Origin of the sequence: Gottfriedia luciferensis, assembly GCF_001712755.1 — a bacterium.
Taxonomy (GTDB): Bacteria; Bacillota; Bacilli; order Bacillales; family Bacillaceae_G; genus Gottfriedia; species Gottfriedia luciferensis_B.
The window spans coordinates 184,941-203,721 of the sequence record NZ_MDKC01000032.1 but is presented as its reverse complement, the minus strand read 5'-3'; the positions used below and the strand labels follow the sequence as shown (position 1 = coordinate 203,721).

Here is an 18,781-nt window from a genome sequence, read left to right as displayed (position 1 = left end):
GGCTAGGAAGGTGATACTTCCTAGCTTTTTTATTTTATAAACATTTTGAACTTACAATCAATCGAAAGTTTTCTTTTTCTTAACTTTCGAACTTTCTAAGCCTTTTTGTAAAATGTGATATAATATGCGAAGAATGTTTTTTGATGGAGAGGATAGAAATGGCAACTTATACGCCAATGATTGAGCAATATTTAAATATAAAGAAAAATTACCAAGATGCATTTTTGTTTTTTAGACTTGGTGATTTTTATGAAATGTTTTTTGAGGATGCCATAAAGGCATCTCAAGTTTTAGAGATTACGTTAACCGGTCGAGCAGGAGGAACTGATGAACGAATTCCAATGTGTGGAGTACCATTCCATTCTGCAGCTGGATATATAGAACAATTAGTTGAAAAAGGATATAAAGTAGCTATTTGTGAACAAGTCGAAGATCCAACGGTCGCAAAAGGAGTAGTTCGAAGAGAGGTTGTTCAACTGATTACTCCAGGGACGCAAATGGAGGGTAGATCGATTGATGAAAAGCAAAATCATTATATCTCAACATTATCAGAAGTAACACCAAGTTTATATGCTTTAGCTTGGATTGATTTGACGACTGGTGAGGGGAATGTTTTATTACTTAATGGTTCAATTGAAGAAGCAGTTTTAAAAATCGCAGCAACTGGTACTAAAGAAGTTGTTGTAAATGAAGATTTTTCATCTAAAGCGATTCAAACACTAGAAAAAAGTTTTTCAATTACCGTTTCATTTGAGGAAAATGTTCGTTTATCAGATGAGTTTACAAATGTTGTAAAATCAATTGATCAAACTAGTTTAAAAACTACTGCCGCAAGATTATTAAATTATTTATCGAGAACACAAAAACGAACACTTTCTCATCTTCAAGAAATAGTCGTTATTCATCAACATGATTTTTTAAACATGGACATGTATTCGATGAGAAATCTTGAATTAGTTGAAACACAACGTTCAAAAAACAAACAAGGTTCTTTAAATTGGTTATTAGATGAAACGAAAACGGCGATGGGTGGACGTTTACTAAAAAAATGGATTCAACGTCCACTAGTAAGTACTAAACAGATTGAACATCGTTTGACGATTGTAGAATTGTTAATGGAAAATTATTTTATCCGTGAAGACCTGAAGGAATTATTAAAAGATGTATATGATTTAGAGCGCTTAGCTGGGAAAGTCTCATTTGGTAATGTAAATGCAAGAGATTTATTACAATTAAAACGTTCACTTCAAACGGTACCTTCAATTATTCATGCTTTAAAATCAATTAGTCATGAAACGATAGATGAATTAATTAATCAAATCGATCCGTGTGAAGAGCTTCAAATGCTTTTAGAGAATGCAATTTTAGAAGATGCGCCTTTATCAATTAAAGAAGGAAACATTATAAAAGATGGCTTTCATAAAACATTAGATGAATATCGATTCGTTAGTAAGAACGGTAAAAATTGGCTAATGGAATTAGAGCAAAGAGAAAGAGAAATTACGGGGATTAAGAACTTAAAAATTGGCTATAATCGAATCTTCGGCTACTTTATCGAAGTGACTAGATCAAATATTAGTCAAGTACCAGAAGGTCGTTACGAACGTAAACAAACATTAGCGAATGCAGAACGCTTTATTACTGAAGAACTAAAAGAAAAAGAAACAATGATTCTTGAAGCTGAAGAAAAAATGATTGGCTTGGAATATGAGTTATTTATTTCAATTCGAGAACAAGTAAAACAATATTTATCTAGACTTCAAACATTAGGACAAGTAATTAGTCAAATTGACGTTTTACAAAGTTTTTCTGTAGTAAGTGAAAAAAATGGATATGTTAGACCTGCATTCACGGAGGAAAGAGAATATATCGTGAAGAATGGAAGACATCCAGTAGTTGAAAAGGTACTACTAGGTTCCGAATATATTCCGAATGATACTAATTTCGATGTTGAGACTCATCAATTTTTAATTACAGGACCTAACATGGCTGGTAAAAGTACGTATATGAAACAAGTTGCGCTAATAAGTATATTGGCTCAAATTGGATGCTATGTACCTGCTGAATATGCGAAATTACCTATTTTTGATCAAATATTTACTAGAATTGGGGCAGCAGATGATTTAATTTCTGGACAGAGTACATTTATGGTCGAAATGTTAGAAGCTAATTATGCAATCACAAATGCAACTGAAAAAAGTTTAATTTTATTTGATGAAATTGGTAGAGGAACATCAACATATGATGGAATGGCCTTAGCACAAGCCATGATTGAATATATACATGATCATATCGGAGCAAAAACGCTTTTTTCTACTCACTACCATGAATTGACGGTATTAGCTAATCAACTTAAGTTTTTGAAAAATATTCACGTTGCAGCAAAAGAGCAAGATGGAAAAGTATTATTCCTTCATAAAATCTTTGAAGGCGCAGCGGATCAAAGCTATGGTATCCACGTTGCCGAATTAGCAAACCTTCCAAAAGATGTAATCAGTCGGGCAAAAGAATTATTAAATGATTTAGAATCAAATAGTCATTCCTATGTTAAAGAGGGAATTGAAAATACAGAAAAAGAGATTGTAACTATTCAAGTACCGAAAAAAGAAATTGTTCAAACGACCAACAAAGAGGATGCTGAATCTCAGTTAAGCTTATTTGACGATCATCAACCGGTGGTTAAAGAAGTTGTTAAAAACCATCCTGTCATTGATCAATTAAAAGGAATAAATATACTAGAATTAAATCCTATGGAAGCATTTAATTTATTATATGAACTTCAAAAGCAAGTTAAAAAATAAAAGAAGGCCAAATGGCCTTTCTTTTAATTAATAGTTAAAATTATGATAATAGCTTAATGTACTATACCTTTTTTTATTGATTAATGCATTTATTTAGAGAGGAGGTTCACTAATGTCAAAAATACAGAAGTTAGATGAAATTTTAGCCAATCAAATAGCCGCAGGTGAAGTTGTAGAACGTCCTGCATCAGTTGTTAAGGAATTACTTGAGAATGCAATTGATGCAATTAGTACACGTATTACAGTCGAAATTAACGACGGTGGACTCTCACGAATTTTTGTAAGTGATAATGGCGAAGGGATGACAAAGGAAGATAGTATCCTTGCATTTGAGCGCCATGCAACTAGTAAAATAAAAGATGAAAATGACTTATTTCGAATACGTACATTAGGTTTCCGAGGTGAAGCATTACCGAGTATTGCGTCTGTAAGTTATGTTACAGTAAAAACATCAACCGAAGACGGACCTGGAATTGAAACCATTTTAAAAGGTGGCGTATTGCAATCCCAAAAAGAAATTGCTAAATCAAAAGGTACAAGTATTGAAGTTTCAAATTTATTTTTTAATACACCAGCTAGATTAAAATATATGAGAACGGTTCAAACAGAATTAAGTAATGTAACAGACGTTGTCTATCGATTAGCATTAGCTAATCCACAAATCGCTTTTGATTTGAAACATAATGATAAATTAATGTTCCGTAGTAATGGAAATGGCGACGCAAGACAAATCCTTGCATCATTATACGGACTACAAATTGCAAAAAACATGGTTCATTTTAAAGGCGAGTCATTAGACTTTCAAATTGAAGGCTATTTATCTATGCCAGAATATACAAGAGCAACTAGAAACTATATATCACTATATGTAAATGGAAGATATGTAAAACACTATGGTGTAAACAAATCAATTAGTGAAGGTTATCATACTTTGCTACCAATTGGCCGTTTTCCAATCGTTTCGTTATTTATTAAAATGGACCCTCAATTAGTCGATGTAAATGTACATCCAACAAAACAAGAAGTTCGTTTTAGTAAAGAGGATCAATTATTTACATTAATTACTGAAAGTATAAAAAAAGTTTTTAGAGGTCGTTCCCTAATTCCAGAAATAAAGTCAACAGTTCCAAAGGAAAAAATATTTAGTGAACAATCTACATTTTCCTTTGAACATTCTTCTATAAAAGAAGATGTAGAAAAGAAATTACCATTCTCGCTTCAAGATCGTTTTACTACTAATTCGAATTATTCCAATGAAACGAATGAAACAATAAAAGAAGAAGATTCAACTGAATTCGATTCAATTAATCAAATTGATTCATCAACCCCAACCGATTATGAAAGTCTTTATTTTGAAAAACATGAATTGAATAAAGACGTAGGATATTCAAATTTTGTAAGTGAAGACGACCAATCAAATATAGAAGAAACAGTCATTGTGAACGAAGAAGTATATGATGAGCAAAACATAGACCAACTACCCCCTTTATATCCAATCGGCCAAATGCACGGAACGTATATTATTGCTCAAAATGAAAAAGGATTATATTTAATTGATCAACATGCCGCACAGGAACGTGTTTACTATGAATATTTTAAGGAAAAAATAGGGGAAGTTGCATCAGAACTGCAAACTTTATTAATTCCAATTACATTTGATGTTTCACCAGAGCAAGCTATTTTATTAGACCAATACCAAGATGAACTCCAAGAAGTTGGGCTATTTATCGAGAAGTTTGGATCGAATAGTTATGTCATTCGTGAACATCCAAATTGGTTTCCAGAAGGACAAGAGGATACATTAATTGATGAAATGATTCAAGAACTATTAAAACGCGGAACGATTAATATAAAAAAACTGCGTGAAGAAAAAGCCATCATGATGAGCTGTAAAGCGTCAATAAAAGCAAATCAATATATAACAAACGATGAGATTTTTAATCTATTAGAATCGTTGAGAAAATCAAGCAATCCATTTACATGTCCACACGGTCGACCAATCGTTATCCATTTTAGTTCGTATGAGCTTGAGAAAATGTTTAAGCGAGTAATGTAATAAAATAAGTTTGAATTTTTAAAGGGCAGTCTCATAATTCAGATTAACTGAACTATGGGCGCCCCTTTTTTAAAATTAATAAATTATTTAACAACTCCAATCACAAAACCATCATATCCTTTTAATCCAACAGTCTGAATAGCGGTAGTGTCAATTCGAGAGTCTGTAGTGATTAGATCCAAAAGCTCACGAACACCTTTAACACTTTCATCTTGACTCGTTTCATAAATTACCTCTCCGTTTCGAACAACATTATCGACAATAATTAATGCACCAGAGCTTGCTAATTTTAATGCCCATTTTAAATAATGAGGATTATTTGGTTTATCGGCATCGATAAATATGAAATCAAATAAAGGCTTTGATTCTTTTAGCGTTGGTAAAGTATCTAACGCTTTTCCGATAATAATCTCGACTTTTTCTTGCAATTTTGCTTCTATGATATTTTGTTTGGCAACTTTTGCATGCTCATGGCTAATTTCTAAGGTTGTTAATTTGCCATCCTCAGGAAGTGCACGAGCTAACCAAATACTACTATATCCACCTAAAGTACCGATTTCTAAAATGTTTTTAGCGCCTTTAATTTTTGCTAATAGATAAAGTAATTTACCTTGAGTAGGAGACACATCTATACTAGGTAAACCGGCTTGATAATTTGCAAGTAATACATTTTCTAATATAGGATCATTTGGAATTAGTTTTTCTACAAAATATTCATCAACATCGTTCCATATTACGTTATTAGGCAAGATTACTTCCCCCTTACTTAGTACTGTTTTCAAAAAAGTATATGGTATTGTTTTATAAAAATGCTTCTACAGGAAAAAAGACATATACACGAAGTGAAAATTCATACTTAATCGGTTTGTTTTACATATTTGTGTTTGCTAAAATAGATTGGTAGTAAAATTAACCAGTAGAGGAGATTTTTATATGATTAATAAAATCGGTAAAGTTACTGTTTATGTAGAAGATCAAGAGCAAGCAAAAGATTTTTGGATTAATAAAATGGGGTTTGTACTAAAATTAGAAATGCCAATGGGACCAGACGCTAAATGGATTGAAGTAGGTCCAAGCGAAAGTGAATTTACTACTTTAGTTCTTTACTCTAAACCTTCGATGGAACAATTTAAACCAGAAAAAATAGCTCATCCATCTGTACTTTTTAGCACAACGGATATTGAGTCTGCTTATGAAAAAATGAAACAAAATGGCGTAAAAGTTGATGACCTGATGAAAATGCCATACGGTTCAATGTTTAATTTTTATGATCAAGATGGTAATGATTATTTATTAAGAGAAGACAAATAATACATAATAAAAAGAGTTGTTTCTATTTAGAGAAACAACTCTTTTTACTTAAACTAGATGTTCGAATTTTACTCGTTTATTTAAATAGTACATTATCGGTATACCAACAACCATCACTACAAATTCACCAATGGCTGTAGTTAAATAAGTTATTGGGAAAGGTAAATGAAATGCTAGTTTTAATTCGATTGCGATTAAGAACATAGTAATCGTAAAGACAACCGTGTTAACAATCATTCTCGGTATAATACCTTTTATAAATTTTGACGTGGCAATTGTAATTAATAACGAAATAATCGATTGGCCAACACCAAAGACTAAATCATATGCCATTATTGGAGAAAAGAAAAAATTAGCTAATATAACTCCTAAAACTACTCCATATATGTACTTTTTATTAAATACGACTAAGTGGTTAAAAATTTCGGATACACGAAACTGTACATTCGTAAACCCGAATGGTTGAATAAAGTACGTAACTGCAATATAAAGTGCAGCAAATACTCCATTAACAGTAATTGTCTTTAACTTCATTTTGTTACTCCTTAGTTTTTTTTCGTGGGAGGTTTTCGAACCACGTAAAAAACATATTTTTTAAACGTAAGAATAAATATTATACTTAAAAATAATTTTAGTCAATAATAAAAAAGAAATTAATTATGAAAATAAGTTCAAAAAAATACTTTATAAAGAATATATTATATTGGTATAATTAGTGAATCAAAACAATTTATTTTTCTTTCAGTTTAAAGTGAAAGGACTGACAAAATGACAATTCCTTATGATCCATATATTTTAGTATTTGGTGTTTCGATATGTGATATTATCGGATTTACGAAAAAAAATTATCGTCCATATGATTCAAATCCAGGCAGTGTAAAAGTATCGTTTGGTGGTGTTTGCCGTAATATTGCAGAAAATATGGCAAAGATCAACTTAAATACAAAGTTTATTTCAGTCATTGGTGATGATATCAATGGAATCAATATGTTAAATCACGCAAAAAATATGAACATAGATATGGAAGACACATTAATTATTAAAGGAGAATCTACTCCAACATATTTAGCCATTTTAAATGAAAGCGGAGAAATGGTCTCTGCGGTAGTAGATTTAGATATCACAAACAATTTTACAGAGGAGTTTATAGACTCCAAAGCAGAAGTTATTCGAAATGCTGAATATATGGTGGTTGACGCGGACAATCCAAGTATTTTAGCTTATTTATTAACAAATTTCCATAATGAAACAAAATTTATTTTAGATCCAGTTTCTGCGTCAAAAGCTTCAAAAATAAAAGATTATATTCAATATTTTCATACGATTAAACCAAATCGACATGAAGCTGAAGTATTGTGTGGATTTGAAATTACTTCTGTGGAAGATGTTCGAAGAGCTGGCAGATATTTTAGAGAATTAGGTGTAACAAATGTTTTTATTAGTTTAGATGCAGAAGGAATTTATTATAATGATGGAATAGAAGAAGGTATTATCCAAGCCGATGGCGTTTCAGTCGTTAATGTAACAGGAGCGGGAGATGCTTTAGTTGCTGGGATCGGATATGGCTATATGAATAATATGAGCATTGTTGATACAGTTAAATATTCGGTTTCGATGTCATCTATTACAATTTCACATGTCGATACGATTAACCCGAATATGTGTTGTAACGTGGTAGATCACCATATTAATGAACTTAATTGGATTGAAATGCAATTTTAATTGAGAACCTTTTATTGGGTTCTTTTTTTTGTTTTTTAATTAGAAAAAATGCCATTAAATTTAGGTAAGCAGTAGATAGATTTTCGACGTTAAAATCAAGGATAGGTACAAATAAAGTCTGTGAAACTGCAAATAAATTTGAACTTCAAATAAAATAAGTGAAATCGCAATTAAAATCAATGAATCTGCAAATAAAAATGATGAAAAAGCAATTAAAATTAGTAAAACAGCAAATAAAATAAGCAAAACAACAAATAAAACCAATATAACTGCAAATAAGCCAACAATTATCCCCCAAAAAATATACAAACAGCAGATATTAATCAAAAAACTCAATAATCGATCCGAAAGGGTGATGGTTCAGAGCAATTCATACATACAGAAAAAAGAACCTAGCTTAATGCAAGGTTCTTTCCAACATCAAAGAGAACGAACTAAAATATCTCTCGCACTTTCTTTATCCAAAATTTTATAACCACCAACTACTGGTTTTACAAATGATTTTTCTACTAATTCGTCTAAACGTGAGTCGTCAATTTGATAATCTGCTAAACGGTTTGGTGCACCGATTGAGTTCCAAAAACTTCTTAGTGCTTGGATCCCTTCTTCTGCAACTTGCTTCGTTGTTTTTCCTTCTTCAGAAATTCCAAAAACATTTGTTGCTAGCATTTTAATTCTGCTTGGATCATAGTCTAAACAGTGACTTAGCCAGTTAGGGAATATGATCGCTAACCCACCGCCATGTGGAATATCGTAAATGGCAGATACCGCATGTTCAATTTGATGTGATGCCCAGTCGCCACCATCTGTACCATTTAATAACGTATCATTAAAGGCTGTTGTTCCAGCATACATAATTGTTTCGCGTAATTCATAGTTTTCTAAATCCTTAACAAGTTTTCCACCAGCTTCGATTACAGTAATTAATAAACTTTCGATAAAGCGATCAATCATAGGTGTATTGCTAACACGGTGGAAATATTGCTCTAATGCATGTGACATAATGTCAACAATTCCGTAAATTGTTTGATCTAGTGGTACCGAGAATGTATAAGAAGGGTCTAAAATTGAAAATTTAGGAAAAACGAGTGGGTTACTCCATCCTCTTTTTTCATTTACTGCCATATTTGATATAACTGATGTGCAGTTCATTTCTGAACCGGTTGCAGCTAATGTTAAAACAGTACCAAAAGGAGTTGCACTTGTCGGCCTAGATTTTCTTGTAATAACATCCCACACATCTCCTTCATATGGAACGCCAATTGCAATAGCTTTAACACAGTCGATTACACTGCCGCCGCCTACAGCTAAAATAAAATCAATTTTTTCATCCCTACAGATTTGAATACCTTTATTCACCGTTGTTAGTCTCGGATTTGGTTCAACTCCAGAAAGTTCAAAAATCGTTTTATCACTTAATTGGTTCATTACGTCATCATATACGCCATTTTTTTTAATACTGCCGCCACCATAAACGATCAGGATACGATTATAATTTTGTACTTCATTTGCTAATTGTTCAATTTGATTTTTCCCAAACCATAATTTAGTTGGGTTATGTTGTAAAAATGGAATCAAGGTCTTGCTCCTTCTAGTTGTACTTACTTATTTTTTAATGTTGTGTTTAGCAATTCGGCTTGTTGAATGGCTAATTGATCTTCTAATATTGCTCCAGGTGAATTTCCTGTTCCAATAATATATCCTTCAAGTGTAGCTCCAACAAATTCGAAAATATGCTTAAATTGTAAAATTAATGGTAGAGCTTTAATTTTAGGCTGATCTCCACCAACAATTACGACATAGATTTTTTTGTTTTTCATTTTTTCAGCGAATTGTAGATCTTTATTACGAAGACTTTGAGACCAACGATCAATAAAGTTTTTCATGTATCCACTCATACCATACCAATATAAAGGTGTTGAAAAAATAATCGTATCATGCTCAAGCATTTCTTTTACAATTTCCTCGTAATCATCATCAATTGGTTGGAAGCCATTTGGCTCGTGTCTTTGGTCGTTAATTGCCTTTATCTGTTTATGACGTAATTGTACTTCCGTCTTGGCAACATCTTTTGTAATGAAATTTGTTAGCTGCTCTGTATTTCCGTTTTCCCTAGAACTACCATGAATGATAAACATATTGTTTCCACTCCTTTTTGAATAAATTATGATTGTAATTATGAATGATAACGATCTTAAAATAAAGTACGTACTAAAAAGTGCCTATAAAACTTTTTGGGAAATCTAAGTCTATGGAACTAAGTTCGGTTATTTTATAACTGATAAATAGTTGAACTATAAATTATTTGTATGCTATATTTTATGAACATTTACTGTTGACTGCAAAATCATTGATAGGACAATAGTTATAATATCCACAATATATGATGATTTTGAAGTTTTCATTAGTACTAAAAAAGTTGAGTAAAATAACATTATTTTTAATTAAATAGTATTTAGCAATGATGGAGGATATATGAAAGAATATAATATGCCGATTGAAGCGGCGATTGAGGTAATAGGTGGTAAGTGGAAATGTATCATACTTTGCCATTTAGAAACTGGTAAAAAAAGAACGAATGAACTTAGAAAACTGATGCCTAAAATAACTCAAAAAATGTTAACACAGCAATTAAGAGAGTTAGAAACGGATGGACTAATTAATCGTATTGCATATGATCAAATTCCACCAAAAGTGGAATACGAATTAAATGAATACGGTAAATCAATGAAACCAATTTTGGATCTCTTATGTACATGGGGCGGAAATCATATAAAGAAAAGCAAAACGAATTAATACTATCGTTATAAAATTAAGAAACGACAAAAAATTTATTAAATTAAAAATTTTTTGAAGGAATTTAAAAAGAAGTGTAGAAATATTTATCTTAGAGACTACTATATAAGTGTAAAATCGATTCATAAAACGATGATTACATTAATATAGTAGTAAAGGTTGTGTGTTCGTTAGGGAAATTCCCATATATTTCTAAATGGTATTCTTGGCGAATTGTCATCCTTGTTAAGAATTTTTTTTATGCGGTTTATTTGTTTTGTAAGCGTTTACTTTACGCTCTTACATAGTTTTTTCTTTTCTTTACAAAATTCGTAATTTATAGGGGGAAATTAAAATGAAACAAGATGAATTAAAACAAACAAATACTAGCTATGATGTTTTTCCAGTATCAGATGTACATCATTTAGAACTATATGTAGGGAACGCGAAACAAACAGCTTATTTCTTCGCAAACACTTTTGGATTTACACCAGTAGCATACTCTGGCTTAGAAACAAAAGTACGTGATAAAGTTTCTTACGTATTAAAAAATGGTACTATTCGTCTAGTTATTACTGGAACTTTAAAAGAAGATTCTAAAATTGCTGACTTCATTAAAAAACATGGTGATGGTGTTAAAGATATCGCTTTATTAGTAGATGATATCGAAGCAGCATATCAAGGTGCAGTAAGCCGTGGAGCAATTAAAATTTTACCTCCAACTGAAGTTAGCGATGAATACGGAACAGTTAAAAAAGCTGTAATCGGAACTTATGGTGATACAATTCACACATTAATCGAAAAAGGCGACTACAATGGTCCTTTCTTACCAGGATATAAAGATCGCGCTTTCACAATTCCAGTAAATGAAACTGGATTAATCGCATTAGACCACGTAGTTGGTAACGTTGAAAGAATGGAAGAATGGGTTTCTTATTATGAAAATGTAATGGGATTCCAATCAATGATCCATTTTGATGATGACGATATTAGTACGGAGTATTCTGCATTAATGTCAAAAGTTATGACAAATGGAAGCAGAATTAAATTCCCAATTAATGAACCAGCTGAAGGTAAAAAGAAATCACAAATTCAAGAGTACTTAGATTATAACAATGGACCAGGCGTACAACATATTGCTTTATTAACTGAAGATATTGTTGATACAGTTACTAAACTTAGAGCTCTAGGTGTGGAATTCTTAAAAACACCAGATACTTACTATGATATGTTAACAGAGCGCGTTGGAAAAATTGATGAAGATATTGAGAAATTAAGAGAATTAAAGATTTTAGTTGACCGTGATGATGAAGGGTATTTATTACAAATCTTCACTCGTCCAATCGTTGACCGTCCAACTTTATTTATTGAAATTATTCAACGTAAAGGTGCTAGAGGTTTCGGTGATGGTAACTTTAAAGCATTATTCGAATCAATCGAGCGCGAGCAAGAACTTCGAGGAAATTTATAAGGAGTTGTAACAATGGAAATTAGACCGGATACTTTACCATGGCAAGATGCTTATAAGCTGTTAATTGGTTCAGTGTTGCCTCGTCCGATTGCTTTTGTTTCAACTGTAAACTCAGAAGGTGTAGCGAATGTTGCACCTTTTAGTTTCTTTACAGCGATTTGTGCTGACCCGATGTTAGTGTGCTTTGCACCAATGATTAGAGGTACAGACGGCGAGAAAAAAGACACATTAAAAAATATTGAACAGACGAAACGATTTATTATTAATATTGTAAGTGAAGAAATTTGCGAACAAGTTAATAATGCTGCTGCAGATTTTCCGTATGGAGTAGATGAATTTGAACAAGTTGGTCTTACAAAAGTTGATGGGACAACTGTGCAAGTTCCTCGAGTAAAAGAAAGTTTAGTAGGACTAGAATGTGAGCTTCATGAGCTACTACATTTTGGTGAGAACAAAGGTGCTGGAAGTTTAGTAATTGGTAAAGTCGTTAATGTTCATATAAATGATGAATTATATGCAGATGGCAAAATCAATACTGAAAAGCTAAATCCAGTTGGTCGCCTTGCTGGCCATTCTTATACTCGTGCTATTTCTGATACTTTTGCAATTGAAAGAAAAAGGTGAAGGTATGAAATTTATAACTTTTCAATATGATGGTAATGAGCGTGCAGGATTATTAGTTGAAGATCAAGTAATGGATCTTAATAAAGCTAGTAATGGCAGAATTCCAGCGGATTTACTAACAATTCTAGAAAACTATGATTTATATAAAAATGAAATAGCAGAAATAACAGGAGAAGGTATTCCACTTTCTTCCGTTCAATTGCGAGCACCATTACCAAAACCACAGAGTATTCGTGACTTTTATGCCTTTGAAGAGCATGTGAAAACTGCTCGCGGCAGAAGAGGTCTAGAGATGATACCTGAGTGGTATGACGTACCAGTTTTCTATTTTACGAATCATCGAGCGGTAATTGGACCTGAAGATCATGTCAGTATTCCAGTTAATTGCAAAAAGATGGATTTTGAATTAGAAATCGCTTGTATTATCGGTAAAGAAGGTAAAGATATCCCAGTTGAAGAAGCCGATGATTATATTCTTGGCTATACAATTTTGAATGACTGGAGTGCTAGAGATATTCAAGCACATGAAGTAAAGGTTGGCTTAGGTCCATCTAAGGGTAAGGATTTTGCTACTTCTATAGGACCTTGCATTGTAACAAAAGATGAAATTGAGAAATTTAGAACAGGTAAAAGCTATGATTTGAAGATGACAGCTGCAGTTAATGGAAAAGTCATTTCTAGTGGCAATTTTTCTTCAATTTATTATTCCGTTCCAGAATTAATTTCTCATGCTTCAAAAAATGTAACGTTATATCCAGGTGATGTGATTGGCTCCGGAACTGTTGGAACAGGCTGTATCTTAGAGCTTGGTGAAGAAAAACATCGCTGGTTAGAAGATGGAGACGTCGTGGAGTTAAGCATTACAGGTTTAGGTACATTACGAAATACCGTAAGAAAGTGAGGGGAAGCTTGTGTATTATCGTAGTCTAGGTAAGATTCCAAAGAAAAGACATATTCAATTTCGTAAAGAAGATGGGTCATTATACAGAGAGCAGGTAATGGGTACAAAAGGATTTTCAGGTACTCAATCTATTTTATATCATAACAATATGCCTACATCAGTTAGTGAAACATCATTTTATAAATCACTTCAAATCGAATTTGAAGAACAGACATCCCTACAGCACCGCCATATTCGTACAAACAATTTAGAGCGTACAGGTGATGCATTAGAAGGAAGAGTATACGTTTTAGGTAATTCTGATCTGTTAATTGCAGTTGCAAACGTAACGGAAGAAAGCAAACATTTTTATCGAAATGGTGAAGGAGATGAAATGTTCTTCGTCCATTACGGTTCAGGTGAAATCCAAACAATGTTTGGAACAATTACTTACCGTAAAGGGGATTATATCATGATCCCTATTGGAACAATTTACAAAGTAGTTCCAAATGATGATACGAAGTTTTTAATTGTTGAGTCAAATAGCCAATTAACAACGCCAAGACGTTATCGCAATGAATATGGCCAAATGCTTGAGCATAGTCCATTTTGCGAACGTGATTTTAGAGGACCAGAATCGCTTGAGACATATGATGAAAAAGGTGAATTCACTGTCCTAACTAGAGCAAGAGGAAACCTTTATAAACATGTTTTAACACATCATCCATTTGATGTAGTAGGTTGGGATGGGTATTTATATCCATGGGCATTTAATATTGAAGATTTCGAACCGATTACAGGAAGAATTCATCAGCCACCACCAGTACATCAAACATTCGAAGGACATAATTTTGTAGTGTGCTCATTTGTACCAAGGATGTATGATTACCATCCCGAAGCAATTCCGGCACCTTATGTACACAGTAATGTAAACAGTGATGAAGTCCTTTACTATGTAGAAGGAAACTTTATGAGTAGAAAAGGAATCGAACAAGAGTCTATTACATTACATCCATCAGGTATTCCACATGGACCACATCCAGGTAAAACTGAGGGAAGTATTGGAAAGAAAGAAACATTAGAACTAGCAGTTATGATTGATACATTTAGACCACTTTACGTAGTAAAAGAAGCACATCAATATGAAGATCCGGCTTATATGGGTAGTTGGATTGAAAAGTAGAGTCTTTTGATTCTACTTTTTATTTGAATTTGAAACAAGCTATGTACAAGAAAACCCAGGCATTATGGAACTAGATAATTTGAAATATTCTTAAAAATAGTACTAGATTAACAGCTTAATAATATGATAAACTGACAACATTATACAAAACTTTGAATAAAAGGAGAAATAAGCATGTACGTGAAACCACAAATTTTGACGCTTCAAGCATACACACCAGGAAAACCAAGTGAAGTAGTCATGCGTGAATATGGTCTAGACAAAGTAGTAAAACTTGCATCAAATGAAAATCCATTCGGATGTTCTCCTAAAGTTTTTGAAGAACTACGTAATGTAGTAAGTAAGTTTGCGATTTATCCAGATGGAGCAACAGAAGAAATTAGTAAGAAACTAGCAAATTTCCTAAATATACAGCCAGATCAATTAATATTCGGAAGTGGTGCAGACGAAGTTATTCAAATGATTAGTCGAGCGTTGCTAACGAAAGAACATAATATTGTACAAGCATCTCAAACATTTTCACAATATGCTCATCACGCAGTTATTGAAGGTGCTGAAGTTAGACCTGTTCCTTTAGTTAAAGGTGTACACGATTTAGATTCTATGCTTGCACAAGTTGATGCGAATACTAAAATAGTTTGGATTTGTAATCCAAATAACCCAACAGGTACATATATTGGTAGCCGCAAATTAGTCGAGTTTTTAGAAAAAGTACCAAGCACTACTTTTGTAGTTGTAGACGAAGCTTACGTTGAATATGTATCAGCATCAGATTTCCCTGATACAATCTCATTACTAAATAAATTTGAAAACCTAATCGTATTAAGAACATTTTCAAAAGCATACGGCCTAGCATCATTCCGAATCGGTTACGGAATCGGAAATAGCAAATTAATTCAAGAATTAAATATCGCTAGACTACCATTCAACACTTCAATGTTATCTCAAGTTGCAGCAATAGCAGCACTTGAAGACCAAGTCTTTATTAAAAACTGTGTTGAACAAAATAAAAAAGGCATGGAACAATACGAAGAGTTTTTCAACAGTTATGGAATCGAATACTACCCATCTCAAGCAAACTTTATATTTGTTTCACTTGAAAATAGCCAAGAAATCTTTAAAGATCTAGAATCAAAAGGATACATTATCCGTGCATTCCCTAATGGAATTCGAATTACAATCGGAACTGCTGCTGAAAATGAAGGACTAATCTTACATTTAAAGCCAGCATTAACGAAAAATACTTCTACAATCTAATTAATTGGAAAATCGTCATTTATAGAAATGACGATTTTTTGTTTTATCTTTATATAACTAAAATTTACGTATACTTGAAGTAGTATATTTACTCGTTTCGTCTCAATAAGAGATAAAGGGGGGAATGCTTTACTAGAAGTTGAGAAGAAAGGGAATCAAGTAGAAATTATCATTTATTGGAAGAGTGAAAAACAACTAAGTTCACTATGCCATTAGAACTCTTTGAAAAAAAATATAATGATATTCAATAATGTTAAAAATATATAAATAGATAGGGTGATTAGCGTGGAATTTACGTTACTTGGATTAGTGTTAGTCATAGTTTTTGTACTTTTTACAACGGTTATTGATAAACTTAACAAACTAGAGAATCGAATGAAAAATATAAAGATTACTTTAGATCAGATTGCTAAAGTAGTAGAAGTCCCAGAACATCCAATTAATAATGATATACGTAAACTTTTACAAGAAGGAAAAGAAATTCAAGCAATTAGAGAAGTTAGAAGTGTTTTAGGTCTTTCATTATTAGAAGCAAAACAATATGTTGATGCTTTAAAAATGGTTGCGAGTTAGTGAAGAATTGTACCTCAGCTTGTGATTGTTGAGGTACAAAAATTAATTCTTTTTTACCTGTTTTTCCTTCTAAAATATAAAAGTCAGATTCCTTACAAGTTGGAATCTAACTTTATATTTTAGTTTTTTACTATATTTCCGAACGAAAAGTTTTACCTAACTGATTTCCGAGACCGAAATAATGACGGAAATTGTATATTAGTGGACTCCATTTATTTGGATCAATATGATTTTCTTCAATGATGATTTCATTATGAGCATGTACATGTAAAACATGTGTCTCAACAATTGCAAAATCAGGTGAATGTTCAGGGATACGAATGTGCTTTACAATTGCCTCGATTTGAATTGGGCATTCTGCTATTCGTGTAGGTTTTACGGTTTGTGACTCTGTAGCGGTTAATTTACTAATATTGTATTTTTCTTTTTTATATGAAAATCCTATATTTTTCTTAGTATCAGGAACGGGATTTTTTCCCGTAAAAGGGGCTAAAAATTCAACATTCTCCCATAATAAAGGGCTAGGTACATTGATTACACATTCAGGATGTCGCTGTAAATTTTCAATTGCTTTCCCGCCAAGTCCAATTCCTAATATTATGCAATCTCCTAAAGCCCATGAAGAGGACATCGGGCTAATATTAACTGTCCCATCCTCATTCAATGTATTTAGTAAAATTACGGGTGTTCCATAATATAGAATTTTAGGTCTAATCAACTTTGTATTTGTAAAATGATTCATTTTTTTCCTCCTAATAATTATGTATTTCAAATATATTGTAGAATATAAATAGTTCAATTATCATCGAAATATGGATTACATAATGGGAGGAGATTTAAAATGAATGCAAATCCAAATGTGGCAGTGGTTGCTACGCTTGTAAGTGAAACTTCACGTGCTGCAATATTAACCGTCCTTTTAGATGGTCGATTTCATCCTGCTAGCGAACTGGCATATATGGCTGGAATAAAACCACAAACGGCTAGTTTCCATTTAGCAAAATTGGTCGATGCGAAATTACTTAATGTAGAAAAACAAGGAAGACATCGTTACTACGGTATTCGAAATCAGGAGGTTGCTCAAATAATGGAGACATTATTATCAATAGCTCCACCAATTGAAATTAGGTCTTTAAAACAAGCTTCGGAAAATTCAGCAATACGCTTTGCAAGAACGTGTTACGATCATCCTGCAGGAAAGTTTGGGGTACTATTAACTGATTCTTTAATTAATTTGGGAGTCATAAACGAAGAAAAACAAGGATTTATTGTAACAGAAATAGGAGAGAGATTCTTTACTGATTTTCAAATCGATCTTGAAAAAATTAAGAAGAAACGTCGATCATTTTCACATAAATGTTTAGATTGGAGTGAAAGACGATATCACCTTGGTGGAGCATTGGGAAATGCTCTTCTAGAAAGATTTTTAGAACTAAATTGGATTCAACGTATGCCAAAAACAAGAGCCATAAAAATAACTTTTGAAGGAAAAAAAGGTTTTAAAGAAATATTTTCTTTTGATATTTAAAGTACTTATTTACTAAAATCAACTAGAAAAAGCTAGTTGCCCTAATAATGCATACATAAGTAGTACAACAACTGACAGGTATATTGCGTTAAAATTACTGATACTAATACTTGAAGAGAATAAACTTTTCACTGAAGAATAAATATTAACAAATATAGCTTTAGTGGAAATGGGGATTGAGGTATGAAAGAAAGGTCAGAAAAAAGACATAATGTTCCAGTTGGTTCAAAAAGTGTTATTACTTTCGGTTCGGCTTTAGCCATTACAATATCTTGGAGTATTCATAAATCAGTTCTTTGGGCAATAATTCACGGGTTTTTTAGTTGGTTTTACGTTATTTATTATCTCTTTACTAAGTAAGGTTTTTGCATTAGTTATACTATATAAGATATTTGTTATAAGAATAAAACACTTATTTTAGTTTAATAGATTCGAAAAATTAAAAAATCTTAATGTAAACCCTTTCAAAATTTTTATTTTTCAAAAGGGATTGACAACTTATATCAAATTCATTAAGATGAATAAAAATAAAACGAAAAAGGAGACATGAACATGCTTTTCGCACGCACGAATAATGGGCTACAACATCATCATCCACCC

The 18,781-nt window shown here is 32.3% G+C and carries 18 protein-coding genes and 1 riboswitch; of the genes, 13 read left to right on the top strand and 5 right to left on the bottom strand.

What is annotated here, in order from left to right; all coding sequences use genetic code 11:
- The first annotated feature begins 158 nt into the window (after positions 1–158).
- Both mutS and mutL read left to right on the top strand, forming a co-directional pair.
- A complete protein-coding gene (gene mutS, locus BED47_RS15955; RefSeq protein WP_069034482.1) occupies positions 159–2,801 on the top strand; it encodes a DNA mismatch repair protein MutS in 2,643 nt (880 codons plus the stop codon).
- Positions 2,802–2,913: 112 nt separating this feature from the next.
- Positions 2,914–4,857, top strand: coding sequence for a DNA mismatch repair endonuclease MutL (gene mutL, locus BED47_RS15950; RefSeq protein WP_069034481.1), 1,944 nt, complete (start codon positions 2,914–2,916; stop codon positions 4,855–4,857).
- Between the two features lie 83 nt (positions 4,858–4,940).
- On the opposite strand, the gene BED47_RS15945 is transcribed toward mutL, so the two are convergent.
- Positions 4,941–5,606: an O-methyltransferase gene (locus BED47_RS15945; RefSeq protein WP_069034480.1), complete on the bottom strand. Its 666-nt coding sequence runs from the start codon at positions 5,604–5,606 to the stop codon at positions 4,941–4,943.
- A gap of 184 nt (positions 5,607–5,790) precedes the next feature.
- Between BED47_RS15945 and BED47_RS15940 the strand changes: the two genes are divergently transcribed.
- Positions 5,791–6,168, top strand: a complete 378-nt coding sequence (locus BED47_RS15940; protein WP_069034479.1) for a VOC family protein — start codon at positions 5,791–5,793, stop codon at positions 6,166–6,168.
- A 48-nt stretch (positions 6,169–6,216) separates the two neighbouring features.
- Here BED47_RS15940 and BED47_RS15935 read toward each other — a convergent pair whose 3' ends face one another.
- Positions 6,217–6,702, bottom strand: coding sequence for a QueT transporter family protein (locus BED47_RS15935; RefSeq protein WP_069034478.1), 486 nt, complete (start codon positions 6,700–6,702; stop codon positions 6,217–6,219).
- Positions 6,703–6,707: 5 nt separating this feature from the next.
- Positions 6,708–6,752: riboswitch (PreQ1 riboswitch) on the bottom strand.
- Between the two features lie 184 nt (positions 6,753–6,936).
- Between BED47_RS15935 and BED47_RS15930 the strand changes: the two genes are divergently transcribed.
- Entirely contained in the window at positions 6,937–7,890 is a 954-nt protein-coding gene (locus BED47_RS15930) for a carbohydrate kinase family protein (RefSeq protein ID WP_069034477.1), read from the top strand.
- A gap of 420 nt (positions 7,891–8,310) precedes the next feature.
- Here BED47_RS15930 and BED47_RS15925 read toward each other — a convergent pair whose 3' ends face one another.
- Positions 8,311–9,468 (bottom strand): iron-containing alcohol dehydrogenase, encoded by a 1,158-nt coding sequence (locus tag BED47_RS15925; RefSeq protein ID WP_069034476.1) that lies wholly within the window; start codon positions 9,466–9,468, stop codon positions 8,311–8,313.
- A gap of 23 nt (positions 9,469–9,491) precedes the next feature.
- Positions 9,492–10,028: a flavodoxin family protein gene (locus BED47_RS15920; protein ID WP_069034475.1), complete on the bottom strand. Its 537-nt coding sequence runs from the start codon at positions 10,026–10,028 to the stop codon at positions 9,492–9,494.
- Between the two features lie 337 nt (positions 10,029–10,365).
- Here BED47_RS15920 and BED47_RS15915 point away from each other — a divergent pair, with 337 nt between their 5' ends.
- The 7 genes from BED47_RS15915 (at position 10,366) to BED47_RS15885 (ending at position 16,653) form a co-directional block, all read left to right on the top strand.
- Entirely contained in the window at positions 10,366–10,686 is a 321-nt protein-coding gene (locus tag BED47_RS15915; protein ID WP_069034474.1) for a winged helix-turn-helix transcriptional regulator, read from the top strand.
- Between the two features lie 334 nt (positions 10,687–11,020).
- Positions 11,021–12,136, top strand: a complete 1,116-nt coding sequence (gene hppD / locus BED47_RS15910; protein WP_069034473.1) for a 4-hydroxyphenylpyruvate dioxygenase — start codon at positions 11,021–11,023, stop codon at positions 12,134–12,136.
- A 12-nt stretch (positions 12,137–12,148) separates the two neighbouring features.
- Entirely contained in the window at positions 12,149–12,760 is a 612-nt protein-coding gene (locus BED47_RS15905; RefSeq protein WP_069034472.1) for a flavin reductase family protein, read from the top strand.
- Between the two features lie 4 nt (positions 12,761–12,764).
- Positions 12,765–13,661 (top strand): fumarylacetoacetate hydrolase family protein, encoded by an 897-nt coding sequence (locus BED47_RS15900; RefSeq protein WP_069034471.1) that lies wholly within the window; start codon positions 12,765–12,767, stop codon positions 13,659–13,661.
- Positions 13,662–13,671: 10 nt separating this feature from the next.
- Positions 13,672–14,823, top strand: a complete 1,152-nt coding sequence (locus tag BED47_RS15895; protein WP_069034470.1) for a homogentisate 1,2-dioxygenase — start codon at positions 13,672–13,674, stop codon at positions 14,821–14,823.
- Between the two features lie 174 nt (positions 14,824–14,997).
- On the top strand, positions 14,998–16,080 hold the full coding sequence (gene hisC, locus BED47_RS15890; RefSeq protein WP_069034469.1) for a histidinol-phosphate transaminase: 1,083 nt from the start codon (positions 14,998–15,000) through the stop codon (positions 16,078–16,080).
- Positions 16,081–16,365: 285 nt separating this feature from the next.
- On the top strand, positions 16,366–16,653 hold the full coding sequence (locus BED47_RS15885) for a hypothetical protein (protein ID WP_069034468.1): 288 nt from the start codon (positions 16,366–16,368) through the stop codon (positions 16,651–16,653).
- A gap of 130 nt (positions 16,654–16,783) precedes the next feature.
- Here the strand turns inward: BED47_RS15885 and BED47_RS15880 are convergent, their stop codons facing one another.
- Positions 16,784–17,395, bottom strand: coding sequence for a flavin reductase family protein (locus BED47_RS15880; protein WP_069034467.1), 612 nt, complete (start codon positions 17,393–17,395; stop codon positions 16,784–16,786).
- A 99-nt stretch (positions 17,396–17,494) separates the two neighbouring features.
- On the opposite strand from BED47_RS15880, the gene BED47_RS15875 reads away from it, so the two are divergent.
- The gene (locus BED47_RS15875; protein WP_069034466.1) at positions 17,495–18,181 is read left to right on the top strand and encodes an ArsR/SmtB family transcription factor; all 687 of its coding nucleotides are present in this window, start codon (positions 17,495–17,497) and stop codon (positions 18,179–18,181) included.
- 183 nt (positions 18,182–18,364) lie between these two features.
- Positions 18,365–18,541, top strand: coding sequence for a hypothetical protein (locus BED47_RS23780; protein ID WP_175403510.1), 177 nt, complete (start codon positions 18,365–18,367; stop codon positions 18,539–18,541).
- Positions 18,542–18,781: the final 240 nt, after the last annotated feature.